Genomic DNA, 12867 nt, shown 5'->3' with positions numbered 1-12867 from the left:
AAAGGTTTGGTAGTATAAGCCTGGAAATATGAGCATCGTCTAACGGTTCAGGTAACGTTCATAGGCCGCTTGTTGAATTTCCAGCGCGCGCCCGATGCCCAGGTCCCTCATCTGCTGCACATAGTTATCGTAATTGTCTACGGAATCGGTGCCCAGAATGATCTTGAGCTCAATATCTTTCACAAAAGCATTGATGTCGTTCATAATGCTGCTCATTTCATCCGCTTCTTCGGCGGTTGGCGTTACCGGAGGCAGCAGGTGGCTCTCATGATTGGTCTGTTTCCAGATGCCGATAGATTCTGTGGTTGTCGGATATTTCGCCGGCAGATTGTTGTCCTGCTGAATCATCGGGAAGTTGGTGCCGTGCGAATACTTGGACATGACCTGGTCGCTGCCGAGGCCTTCGGGATTCTTAACCACAAGATCGGTATAGACGGGCTTGCCGTTTTCCAGCGTATAGGTAATGCCTTCAATCCCATAGGTATTCAGCTTGCTGCCTTCTTCGGTAAAAGCATAATCCAGCCAGCGCATAGCGGCTTCGACATTTTTGGTTGTGGCTGAGATGGCTGCCGAGCTTGTCCCCGCATAGGCATTATCCAGCTGGCCGAACTCAGGAAGGCCGCCTTTGACCGCAGACGGGTATGGAGCGGCTACAAAATCGGCTTCCGGGTCCGATTCCTGCACGGCTGAGTTATATTTCTCAATATAGTACTGCCAGCCGATCGTTGCTCCGCTTACATTCGAGGTCATTTTCTTGTCAACGGTAGCGCCGTCAATCGAAGCGAAATCCTTGTCAATCAGCCCTTCTTTGTACCACCGGCTCATGGTATTGAGGTATTCCTTGTAGCCAGGCTCCAGATAGCCATAGACTACTTTGCCGTCGTTAACGTAGAAGTTACCCATCACACCGAACGCTCCGGCGAACCCTCCAGTCCGCTCTCCCAGGAATATCGTACGGAAGGTTACGGGTGAGGCTGCATTTTTCTTGTTTTTAAAAGCAGTCAGTACGGTATGCCACTCCTCAATCGTTTCCGGGATGCCGAGATTCAGCTCATCGAGCCAATCCTTGCGGATAATCGGCCCCCCGTAGACCCGGCCGATCTCCGAGCGGATGAACGGGAAGGCGTAATACGTACCGTCATCGGTTTTGATCATTTTGTCGATATCCGGGTTCTCCTGAAGGGTCTTCTTCAGGTTAGGCGCATATTGATCGATCAGATCATTGAGCTTCAGAATGTACCCCTGCTCCACGGCTTTATCAGGTCCGCCCGGGTATTGCAGCCAGGTATTGAGGAAGATATCCGGCAGCTCGCCCGAGGCCAGCAGCAGACTGAACTTCTGGTCGGTCATCGGTGTTCCGCCCAGCTGTCTGATTGCGATTCCTGTCCGCTTCTCATATTCGTCATCGACCGGCAGCCGTTCCGGCGTACCTCCCAGCTGTTCATTCATATAAGTCAGCTCTATGCCGCCCGTCATCGGATAAGTGAAAGCTGCAGCGGCTTCATTGGAAGCCGGGGCATTTCCGGCAGGAGTGACAGAAGCGCTTTCATAATTATCCTTCTTGGAGCTGCTGCAGCCTGCAGCAAGCAATGTGAGACCTAACACAACGATAAGCGGTTTATGCAGCTTTTGCGATCTGGATGAATTCATCACTGGTACGACCTCCGTTATAGGTGTAGTTGACGGCTTGATGCCTCTACAATGTAAGCTGAATCTTGTATACAAACAATATTCAAAATGCGGAATCAATGGTTAAAAACGCAAAAGGAGAATAGAATAAGCCTGATTCTATCCTCCTGTCGTGAAATTGGCTATCCAGATGGCGCTTCATCTTCTGCACTGCCTAACCTCATATAGAATTCCACTATATGATAGTTGCGCCCGGGGGGCAATCCGCAATATGAACCAGACCGGCAGTCTGCATACAATGCCGCTGTCCAGCGCAATCCGGCGGGATGTTCCAGCTGAACGTTCAAAACCCCCTTGCCGGCAGGAGTCCTGAAGGGACAGCCATTGTCCCTTGGTCTTCATACCTTCAAAGAGGTTCCGTTAATTATACAATCTGATAAACGGGCTGTTCCTGAATGTAATGCACCGGCACATCCGGAAACTGCAAGGCCAGCCGCTGCGCCAGCAGCTTCATCCCCGGCGCTTCACTCTCCGCATGGCCCAGCATAATTAATGCCCGGCTTCGGCCCTGCCGGACGGCATCCCGGATATATTCCGGGGTCTCCCACTCCGGGCCTTCACCGGCGATAATCAGATCAAGTGACTCCTGCTCAAATAGGGGAATGGTAGCTGCACCACCGCCTCTGTAGCCAACCAGCACGCCCACTCTGCTGCATACAGCGGATAAATTGCCTGCTGCGCGGACATAGGGGATATGCAGCTGCTGCTTCAAATATCCGGCAATCTCTGAAACTGCCGCAGCAGGGACCGAGAGAATAGACACATGGGGCAGATGCCGTTCGACATACGGCTCCCATTCCAGCTCCCGCAGCAGCCCTTCTATGATCCCGTCCGGTGTATAGCGGTGCACATAATCATGGAAGCGGTAGATACCTACACTGGTGCTGGCGACCAGTTCAGATTTCTGCCGGTAGACAGGATCATTCTCCAGCCCCTCCCGGTTATCCTGATGGCTGTAATAAATACCTTCATGCGTAATGATCAGATTCGCGCCAAGCAAGGCCGCCTGCTCAATTACATATTGCGAAGCCGAGAAGGCGGTCACAATCCCCTGCACCTCCGACTCCGGAGCTCCCGGCTCCAGCCTGTCTACCGTTCCATCCGGCTTGCGGATGCCTGCTGTTAAATGTCCGATAACCTGTCCGAAAGTGAGCGTCATGAACCTGCCCCTCCTAATAGTTCCCTATTAACTCTCAATAAATCTTGCGTGCTCCGGAATCTTCTATGCCGCTCTTGCGGTAAAAGTAAGTATTGATCTGGTCGCGCCACTCCTTGGCATGTGCAGCCTGTCCCCGCAGACGTTCCTCTACCTGTACATACAGCCCCTCTGCGATCCTGCCCTTCAATCCGCTCCAGGCAGCCAGCAGCCCGGCAGCACGTTCCGCACCTTCAAAATGGGTGTCGTAGATATGCTGAATCACAGTTTTGCCGGAATGCAGCACATGGGTATACGGCACATGATGGAAGAACAGCAGCAGCTCATCCGGACATTCTCCCAGCGAATCATATCGCTGTGCATTGCTGCCCATATACTGGGCGCTGTAGCCGGTGCCTGTGGCCACAGTCCGGTCTACACCGATTCCCTGATGATCGGCATAATGGTAGGTACCCCATTGTGAATATTCATAGCCGTCCACATTAGGGCCGTAGTGATGCTCAGGATTAATCATCCAGCCCACGCCAAGCGGTGCCGTATAGGATTCGTAAATCTCCCAGGAATCCAGTAAAATCCGGCTGATTACGCCGGCAACCGCAGCGTCTGTACCAAACGTCAGGGCGATCCACTCCGCAGCAATTTCTTCCGCGCTAAGCTCCGGGTTCCAGGCCAGCCGCCCGAATCCGTAAAGATTCGCCTGGGCCAGCAGATGCCCGGTCCAATTCCGGTCATTGCCCACATTGGATACTGCAGCCACACCGCTGTAACGGTTGCCCCATAGCGAGCCGTCGACGATATGCTTCACCGGAGCGGTTCCACCTTGGGCCAGCGTGTCAAATTCCATAATCTCTTTCCACTGCGGAACCAGGTAACAGACATGACGCTGCTGTCCGGTATACTCCTGGGCAATTTGAAATTCAATCACCTGATTGGTCTGTTCAAGCGCCCCGAACAGCGGAGATACCGGCTCTCTGACCTGGAAATCCATCGGGCCGTTCTTGATCTGCAGAATTACGTTATCATGGAACTTACCGTCAAGCGGCTTGAAATGATCATAGGCTGCTCTCGCCCGGTCTGTCTTGCGGTCACGCCAGTCCTGCTTGCAGTTGTACACGAAGCAGCGCCAGATGACGATGCCGCCGAACGGCTTCAGCGCCTCCGCCAGCATATTCGCGCCATCGGCATGATCCCGCCCGTAGGTGAACGGGCCTGGCCGGTTCTCTGAATCGGCCTTGACCACGAATCCGCCGAAATCGGGAATCACCGTATAGATTTCAGCCGCTTTCGTCTTCCACCACTCCCGGACTCCGGCATCCAGCGGATCTGCGCTTCCCACTTCCCCTTCATGCATCGGACCGGCGAAGTTCACGCTCAGGAACAGGCGGATGCCGTACGTTCTGAATACATCAGCGATCCGGGCAACATCAGGCAGGTAGGTGGAGATAAACAAAGTTTCCAGCGCATGAACGTTCACGTTATTGATCGCAATGGCATTGATGCCTGCGGTGGACATCAGCCGTGCGTAATCGGTAATTCGGTTAAGATCATCCGTGAAGCGGTTATTCTCATAGAGGAAGGATCTCCCCGAATATCCCCGCTCTACACTGCCGTCGAAATTATCCCAATGGTTAATCATGCGCAGCGCGTTCACCGGATTCACGGTTTCATCCAGATGCTCAATGTCCTTCAGACTTCCGATCAGGCGCAGGAGGTGGAAGACACCATACAGCACACCTGCCGGTGAGGAAGCTCCTACAGCAATACACTTATGGGTCAGGCTGGTGCGGATCGCGAACCCTTCCGGTCCCACCGCCTGTCCGGCTGCTTCGTCAAATATGGCTTCGACCCGCGGATTGCCGCCGTTAAAGGTGCCGAATGCCACACTGAATCCGTCCGCAGCCGGTGAAGCCCCTGCCTCAATGTCCAGCATCGAGGCAATCCCTCTCTGCCATTCACGCAGCGCGGCTTGCACCGTCTCCTGCTCTTCCGTCACGGATACGGCTCCGCACCATTTCACATATTGCGTATATAGATTGCCTTGCGGCAGCTTCGGGTAGCTTAACCAGGCGTCGTATCCGCTGCCGGCTACTGCGGCAGTCTGATTGTCCGGTTGTTGTCTCATGCCAACATCTCCTCCAGTGTATTATTCATGCTTAGCGGGCGTATGACCGGGCAGGTGTCGCTGAGCCACGGTTATTAACACAGCCGGTGAAGCCCGGGCTTCTGCGCCCATCTTGTATACTAGTTCCTGTTCAGGTTCATCCTACCACGCAGCCGCCGGACGGGAACATTGTCAAATCAAGCAATTATTTACCCAAATCAAGCAGGTTTCAGCTATACTAAAAACGGGATAATGGATCGCGTAAAACGAATACACTCATTAATTCTAACGCAAGCGTCAGGGGGAGAATCTAATGGTTTCCGCTTTTTTACCGCCTGTTCTGGGACAATGCCTTAGTGAAACGATCATCCCGGATGTGAAAACCACACTTAACCTGTTTGGCATGCATCTGCGCAAGGTCAGCGGGGAATGGGATTATCCGCTGCATGCCCATCCGCAATATGAATTCAACTATGTGCTGGAAGGGGAGCAGCTGTTTACCGTTAATAACCGCAGCTATATCCAGCGTGCCGGAGACTTAGTGCTGCTCCGGCCGGGAGATTCTCATGCCAGCCGCAGCGGAAACGGCCAGGCTTTTACGTATTTCTGCATTCATTTTGATATCGATGACAAGCTCCTGATCTCCTTGCTCAGCCGCCTGAATCACGTACTCTTCCCTTCCGCAAGCAATATTGCCCATAAGCTAGGGCCCATTCTCTCCAAATTGGTGGATATTTCAGGCTCTATCTCGGGAGACATCACCATGTCACAGCGCATGAGGCTGCAGTCCGCCGTATTCGATCTGTTCGCCCAGCTGTGGGAAGCCTTCTCTATTGAAGCTGATCTGTCTTCCCCCGCCACCTATGAGAAGATTGAGCTGGCCCACCAGATCCGCGGCCGCCTTCAGGGGCTGGTCTACCAGCAATTCAAGCTGGAGCTGCCCTATGACAGCCATTACGGAATTGATGATATTGCCTCGGAGCTCGGGATCAGCGCCTCACACTGCTACCGGGTGTTCCGCCAGGTGTTCGGCATCTCGCCCCGGGAATTTCTGTCCGAACAGATGCTCCATGAAGCCAAGGTCCTGCTGGATGATCCCAGCCTGTCTGTCAGCCGGATATCGGGCATTCTCGGCTACCGCGATATTGCCCATTTCAGCCGGCAGTTCAAGCGCTGGCACGGCACCTCACCGCGCGAATACCGCGAGTCCGGACAATAGGCCTCCATGCCAAATATCCCTGCCTTCATGTCACATGAGTGCAGGGATATTTGGCATCTGCCAGACGGTCCAGAATACGGATTTATTTCTTGATATAAGTGGCAAAATGCTCCTGAAAGTTCGTCGAATCAATATCTGCCCGCAGATGATGATGTAGCAGCTCATCGATCCCCGCCGTATCCCCCTGCACGATATAATCCAGCAGCTGCTGATGCTCCTGCTGAATTGTAGCCAGCTTCTCGTCCTTCAGCATATGCAGCTTCCGGTAGCGGATGTAATGCACATTGAACTGCTGCAGCACCCCCCACAGGAATTCACGGCCGGCCAGGCCGAACATGGTGCGGTGAAATTGATCATCCAGCTGCAGGAAAAGCTCGGCCCCCTCCGCCTGCTCAATGCATTGCTGCTGCTGCGCAAGGTTTCCCCTCAGCTCATGCAGACCCTTCAGCGGAATATTACCGGCCAGCGACTTCATAATTTCCTTCTCCAGCACATTGCGGAGGTAGATAATCTGCTCCACCGACTCCAGATCTATGTACGAGACCAGATTGCCTTTTTTGGGATAGATGTCAACGTACTGCTCCAGGGACAATTGCTTAAGCACATCCCGGATCGGCGTCCGCGACAGCTGGAAGCGTTCGGAAAGCGCGGTCTCACTGATCATCGACCCGGGCTTCAGCGCAAGCGAGAGGATCTCCTGTTTCAGATACGACATTATTTCTTTCTTGGAAGTCATGGAATGGACCAACTTTCTGTACGATATTCTTCTCCACTCATTATATAGAATACAGATAGGAATTTCATTGACAAAGCATAAAGCTTATTCTATGATCAATACGAATCCTAACTTGTATACAAGATGATCATATCACAAAACGTTTTATCCGTAAGGTCAATTGTCACAAGCATTCAGAATGATTGTATTTGTATTTATGTTTAATACCAAGGAGGAAATGACAATGAATATGACTTGGAGATGGTATGGCGAGGGCAACGACAATATTACCCTTGATCATGTACGTCAAATTCCGGGAGTAATGGGCATCGTCTGGTCGCTGCATCACAAGGTAGCGGGTGAAGTATGGGAAATGGAAGAAATCCAGAAGGTTGCCGATCAGATTACAGCCAAAGGCTTCAGCACAGCGGTTGTAGAAAGCGTTAACGTTCATGATGATATCAAGATCGGGCTGCCGTCCCGCGACAAATACATTGACATCTATATCGATACCATCCGCAAGCTGGCCAAGGTCGGCGTTAAGGTCATCTGCTACAACTTCATGCCGGTGTTCGACTGGACCCGTACTGAGCTGTATAAGGAGCTGCCGGACGGATCGAATGCACTCTTTTATGAAAAGGCTGCCATTACGGATAATCCGCGCGAAATGGTGGACCGGATTCTCAAGGGTGCCGGTGAATTCACAATGCCGGGCTGGGAGCCGGAGCGGCTGGAGAAGCTGGATGATCTGTTCGCGGCTTACGCCGATGTTACCGAGGATATCCTGTTCGACAACCTGAAGTATTTCCTGGAGCGCATTATTCCGGTGTGTGAAGAAGTGGATATCAAAATGGCCATTCACCCTGACGATCCGGCTTGGCCGATCTTCGGACTGCCGCGCATCATCCGCAGCCGCGATTCCATCCGCCGTTTCCTGGACATGGTCGACAGCCCGTATAACGGCCTTACCTTCTGCACAGGTTCGCTTGGAACCAATCCGCAGAATGACCTTCCGGCGATGATCCGCGAATTCCATGACCGGATTTATTTCGCCCATATCCGCAACGTGAAGGTATTTGAGAACGGAGACTTCATTGAAGTATCCCACCGGGGGCAAGATGGCAGCGTGGATGTGGCTGAGGTTGTCAAAGCTTACCACGAGAACGGATACACCGGCTATGTGCGTCCGGACCACGGCAGACATCTCTGGGGCGAGGAGAAAAACTGCCGTCCGGGTTATGGCCTGTACGACAGAGCGATGGGCATTATGTATCTGCTGGGCGTATGGGACAGCCTGGAGAATGCCAAGGGGGCGAAATAAATGCTGAGCCTCACCAGAAGCAGCATTGCGGACCGTGAAGCCTGGGAAGCCGCAGGTGTAGAGCTGCCGCAGTTCGATTTCGCAGCGGTAGCACAGAATACACTGGATAAGCCGGAGTGGGTTCACTTTGGCGCCGGAAATATCTTCAGAGGCTTCGTAGCCAATGCCCACCAGAAGCTGCTCGACAGCGGCAAGGCAGATACAGGCATCATCGCTGCCGAGACCTTCGACTTCGAGATGATCGACAAGGTCTACAAGCCTTATGATAATCTGACTCTGCTTGTACTGATGAATGCGCGCGGCGACTTCCAGAAGAGAATTATCAGCAGCATCGTGGAAGGCCTCACAGCGGACAAGACCCGCGAAGCGGATTACAGCCGCCTGACCGCAGTGTTCGAGAATCCCAGCCTGCAGATGGCCAGCTTCACCATTACCGAAAAAGGCTATTCCCTCACTGGTCCGAACGGTCAGTATCTGGGTATCGTCGAGAAGGATATCGCCGGCGGTCCGGATCAGCCGGTCCATGCGATGAGCATCGTCGCTTCCTTCGCTTACAAGCGTTATCTGAAGGGACAGTACCCGATGACCTTCGTCAGCATGGACAACTGCTCGCATAACGGCGACAAGCTGAAGAACGGCATGGTTACCATCGCCAAGGAATGGGCGGCCAAAGGCCATGTGGAAGAAGGCTTCGTAGCTTATCTTGAGGATGAGCAGAAGATTACCTTCCCGCTGTCCATGATAGACAAAATCACGCCGCGCCCGTCCGAATCGGTGCAGGCTGCGCTGCTGGAGCAGGGAATCGGCGGCATGGATGTGATCGTCACCTCCAAGAATACGTACACCGCCCCCTTCGTCAACGCCGAGATCAGCGAGTATCTGGTTATTGAGGACAAATTCACCAACGGCCGTCCGGCGCTGGAAGAAGCCGGTGTAATCTTCACGGACCGTGATACGGTCAACAATGTGGAAACTATGAAGGTAACCACTTGCCTCAACCCGCTGCATACAGCGCTGGCTGTAACCGGCTGTCTGCTCGGCTACACGCTGATCGCCGATGAGATGAAGGACGCCACATTGCGGAAGCTCGTGGAGATCATCGGCTACAAAGAAGGTCTGCCGGTTGTGGTAGACCCGGGCATTCTGAGTCCGAAGCAGTTCCTCGATGAAGTGCTGCAGGAACGCTTCGCCAATCCGTTCATTCCGGATACCCCGCAGCGGATTGCTACCGACACCTCGCAGAAGGTCGGCATCCGCTTCGGCGAGACGATCAAGTCGTACATCCGCCGCGCGGATCTTGATCCGGCGCAGCTGACCGCCATACCGCTGGCGATCGCGGCCTGGTGCCGGTATCTGCTCGGCGTGAACAATGAAGGCGGTGTGTTCGCACTAAGTCCTGATCCGCTGCTGGAAGCCTTGCAGACCCGGCTGGAAGGAATTACGCTTGGCGCGAATGCAGAGCAGGCAGCGAAGGTGCGGGCGGTTCTCGAGGATCAAGCCATCTTCGGCGTTGACCTGTACGCCATCGGACTCGGCGAAGTCATCCAGGGGATGTTCACTGAGATGCTGGCGGGACCCGGTGCTGTGCGGGCTACGCTGGAGAAGTATGTCGGCTGATCATTGACAGCTGCGATAGCAAAGAGAAAGACCGGGAGCATGGCTCCCGGTCTTTTGTTGCGTAGTTCCAGCGCCCCGGATTTCTCCCGCCATTCCGTTCCTTCCCCTTCATTATTTTTATCTACTTAGATGTAGCCGTGGTAATATTTCTCATTATTCTCCAAGAAAAATAAACAATTATTCCAAGTAGCATTAGACTAGAGAACTCAATAATTCTCCACATTGAACTATATTCATGCCCAAATGTTATTTTATGTTGTAGATAATCCATAGTCGTATTCTTATTTACAATTTCCGGAACATATTTCATTGAAAGATACATCCCCCTAATAATCTGAATAGCATAATAAACAAATGCAAAGATTAGTCCTACAATCAGGCTTCGAATTAATGTTTTTTTCATAGTGCCCCCCTGTGCTAGTGTTATAACAATCACGTATATCTACCCGTTAGCTTAAAGCAGTCAATGATTTCGGCTGCCTATTGTAATGGTGCTATCGTTTTCCGTTAGCTCAACCTACGGTGCCAAGTCTAACAGAGAACTGATACAAGGCCCTCGGCATTCCACTAAACTCTAAAACTCCTTGGTTAACTAAGATCCATATTCTATTGGTAATAAATGAATACCCTACGAGTTGGTGCGACGTATCACATACTCTCGCGACGACACTCCCCGCCTTGATAAACCCATTCTCATCTTGTTCTTGCTCTAGTTCAATAATTGACCTTATTATCACTTCGTCCAGAGCAGTTTCATCAGTACCTTTAACTGAACCTTCTTTCCACAAGCGGAGCATATGATTTTCATTCGAGAGGATTAGCCATTCTGATTCATACCTTCTTCTTTGGTTAGGATCTAGAGGCACACCTTCATAATACTTTTTTACGATTTCCTGAAAATGCTCCCGATCGATTAAACCACTAAAATAGGGATTAAATCCTTCTTTGTTATGAAGCCCAGTAGTATTAAAGAGCTCTGTCACATTGACAACATTAACTGGCTGTTTTCGATCTCTCAACAAATGCAATACGAAACGTAAGCCTGTTTGATCATGTGCGTTATCCGCACACCAAATGACAATGGTTTTATTTTCTGGAATATTCTTTACTGCCTCTACCATTTTAACAAGCAGATGCTCTGGGGTATATCTGAAGTCCCCATCGTTTTCCGTCAACCAAAAAAGTCTATTCTGCTGCCCAGTTTTCGTATCTAAGTTAGATATTGGCCCAACTGAAAACAATTCATTAAATGCTAAGACTTGGCATAGCTCCCGTTTGCCGATTTTACTTAGAGTTACTTTTAATGATCCTGCATCTGAGAGACTGAAAACAAGATAGACATATTGTTGGAGTTCATTCATTTGTAGTTTATGGTTGTGAACCGCCTCTAACTGGGTTTGAAGTATATTAACGAGTCCTGCTGCTAACTTTTTTTCTTCAATACTGCCGTCCGTACCATAACGATCTACTGTATTTAACAAATTGTAAAAGAACAACCGCAGGTCATTTCCATCAAATTGATATAAGCTATCGTAAAACTTCTCCATTGATATCCTCCTCACAGGACATATCCACTATAATACCATATATTGTAATAATTCTGCCCTTTAGTTTAAACGAATCATCACAACCAACGCCGAATTGGCGCCCTGTAGAAATAGGGACGGGAGATCATCTGTGTGAGAAAATCTAAAGCCCTTCAGCAATTCATTATTTGCGTCTTCAATAAAAGAAGAAGCGGCGACCGAGACTTTATTACCCAAGTCTTAGTCGCCGCTTTTACCGTTGAACTAAAGTTTTCCGTTAGCTTACCAAACAAGCATGTCATCCTGGTTAAGTTCATCCTCTGAACATAATGAACGTACCGGATAGTGCGTTTAAATACACTTATAACCACGTCTGAAACGATTTATTGACCATCTTTACATTGTTCATGTTTGCCCAACTCTTTAAATCCGAGATACCTTTATCTTCATCCCTTGAATACCTAAATGCCATATCCAATGGAACGATCTTCTTCCTATAAGGTAATATCCCAATAACGGGTTTAAAATATCCTCGGATCATTATCACTTTAATATCCCTTGAATTGATTGTATTCCCATCTAATGTGACTTTCTCATCAGATAGGCATAACTCAGTTGGCTTCTTAAAAAATGTTCTGTACACTGCGAATAGCGCTATAACTAAACACATAAGAACCACTGTAAAAGAAGCATAAAATACACCCCTCTGATCCCAAAATCTCAATACAAGAATAGATTGACTTGATATCACGACTATCATACCAATAATGGTTCCAATTCTTGATGGACTCTTAACTGGATGTTTTATTTCCCTCAACATTGCCCCCCCTGTTCAATCTCCATGCCTAAGAATTCCACATATTGGTGTTTTTATGCGCTTTAAAGAAGGAAGATTTAATACACTATAATCCCCGTTTCTAACTTTCTTTGATTTCCCTTTCGATTACGTAAAATAATAAAAAACCGAATATCAGACCGCTAATTGTATAAGCTGTTGTTCCCGAAGTGATCAAAATGGAGCCCAAAGGTAAATCGTAATATGAAATAGACAGACCAGACCAAAATAATAGTGGAAATAAGGAGACATAGAGTGAAGGTAAGCCGAAAATACAGAGCTTGATCCAATTTATTTTCCATTCTCCAGTCTTTCGCAGTAATTCAAAGAATCTTAGCAAACCGAGTAATAATCCTAAGGAAATCGGAAAAAGGACAGAAAAGACCGCACTAGTTAGAGGTTGATACGTTGTGCTTGCTTCTACCTCTAAATGATGTTGATATTTTAATCCGAATATAAAAACTAAAATCACGATTACTAAGAATCCCAAATAAACAAACAAGTTATTTAACCAAACCCTTTTCATTTGTTCACCTCCTATTGTATAGACACCCAGTATAATTAGATTCCGCACGTTCTTGTCTGTTAGCTTAATAGAGAAAAGAAGAGATGCGAATGCTTCTCTCTTCCACCATCGCAACCAAAAAATTAATGATGAGATCTGAATCCCATACTTTCATTAAGTACG

At 49.8% G+C, this 12867-nt stretch carries 11 protein-coding genes; 3 read left to right on the top strand and 8 right to left on the bottom strand.

Going from position 1 to position 12867, the window contains the following annotated elements; translation table 11 throughout:
• Nucleotides 1-39: 39 nt before the first annotated feature.
• The 3 genes from NSU14_RS07610 to NSU14_RS07600 all read right to left on the bottom strand — a co-directional run bounded on the left by NSU14_RS07610 (nucleotide 40) and on the right by NSU14_RS07600 (nucleotide 4967).
• Nucleotides 40-1650 carry an extracellular solute-binding protein gene (locus tag NSU14_RS07610; protein WP_340943942.1) on the bottom strand — a complete coding sequence of 537 codons (1611 nt, stop codon included), beginning with the start codon at nucleotides 1648-1650 and terminating at the stop codon, nucleotides 40-42.
• 403 nt (nucleotides 1651-2053) lie between these two features.
• A complete protein-coding gene (locus tag NSU14_RS07605) occupies nucleotides 2054-2848 on the bottom strand; it encodes a Nif3-like dinuclear metal center hexameric protein (RefSeq protein WP_340943939.1) in 795 nt (264 codons plus the stop codon).
• A gap of 34 nt (nucleotides 2849-2882) precedes the next feature.
• Complete coding sequence (locus NSU14_RS07600; RefSeq protein ID WP_340943935.1) at nucleotides 2883-4967, bottom strand: alpha-glucuronidase family glycosyl hydrolase; 2085 nt, start codon at nucleotides 4965-4967, stop codon at nucleotides 2883-2885.
• A gap of 292 nt (nucleotides 4968-5259) precedes the next feature.
• Between NSU14_RS07600 and NSU14_RS07595 the strand changes: the two genes are divergently transcribed.
• A complete protein-coding gene (locus NSU14_RS07595) occupies nucleotides 5260-6165 on the top strand; it encodes an AraC family transcriptional regulator (protein WP_340943933.1) in 906 nt (301 codons plus the stop codon).
• A gap of 82 nt (nucleotides 6166-6247) precedes the next feature.
• On the opposite strand, the gene NSU14_RS07590 is transcribed toward NSU14_RS07595, so the two are convergent.
• Nucleotides 6248-6901 carry a GntR family transcriptional regulator gene (locus NSU14_RS07590; RefSeq protein ID WP_042138866.1) on the bottom strand — a complete coding sequence of 218 codons (654 nt, stop codon included), beginning with the start codon at nucleotides 6899-6901 and terminating at the stop codon, nucleotides 6248-6250.
• Between the two features lie 223 nt (nucleotides 6902-7124).
• Here NSU14_RS07590 and uxuA point away from each other — a divergent pair, with 223 nt between their 5' ends.
• Entirely contained in the window at nucleotides 7125-8201 is a 1077-nt protein-coding gene (gene uxuA, locus NSU14_RS07585) for a mannonate dehydratase (protein WP_039304050.1), read from the top strand.
• Nucleotides 8202-9818 carry a mannitol dehydrogenase family protein gene (locus NSU14_RS07580; protein ID WP_340943928.1) on the top strand — a complete coding sequence of 539 codons (1617 nt, stop codon included), beginning with the start codon at nucleotides 8202-8204 and terminating at the stop codon, nucleotides 9816-9818.
• A gap of 121 nt (nucleotides 9819-9939) precedes the next feature.
• Here NSU14_RS07580 and NSU14_RS07575 read toward each other — a convergent pair whose 3' ends face one another.
• The 4 genes from NSU14_RS07575 to NSU14_RS07560 form a co-directional block, all read right to left on the bottom strand.
• A complete protein-coding gene (locus NSU14_RS07575) occupies nucleotides 9940-10221 on the bottom strand; it encodes a hypothetical protein (RefSeq protein WP_042138869.1) in 282 nt (93 codons plus the stop codon).
• Between the two features lie 109 nt (nucleotides 10222-10330).
• Nucleotides 10331-11365: a DUF1835 domain-containing protein gene (locus NSU14_RS07570; protein WP_052421971.1), complete on the bottom strand. Its 1035-nt coding sequence runs from the start codon at nucleotides 11363-11365 to the stop codon at nucleotides 10331-10333.
• A 340-nt stretch (nucleotides 11366-11705) separates the two neighbouring features.
• The gene (locus NSU14_RS07565; protein ID WP_336100028.1) at nucleotides 11706-12164 is read right to left on the bottom strand and encodes a hypothetical protein; all 459 of its coding nucleotides are present in this window, start codon (nucleotides 12162-12164) and stop codon (nucleotides 11706-11708) included.
• Nucleotides 12165-12261: 97 nt separating this feature from the next.
• Complete coding sequence (locus NSU14_RS07560) at nucleotides 12262-12705, bottom strand: hypothetical protein (protein WP_340943924.1); 444 nt, start codon at nucleotides 12703-12705, stop codon at nucleotides 12262-12264.
• Nucleotides 12706-12867 lie beyond the last annotated feature (162 nt).

Origin of the sequence: Paenibacillus sp. FSL R10-2771, assembly GCF_038000205.1 — a bacterium.
GTDB classification, from domain to species: Bacteria; Bacillota; Bacilli; order Paenibacillales; family Paenibacillaceae; genus Paenibacillus_AQ; species Paenibacillus_AQ phytohabitans.
The sequence above is the reverse complement of the archived record's forward strand: the minus strand, read 5'-3'. Positions and strand labels throughout refer to the sequence as shown.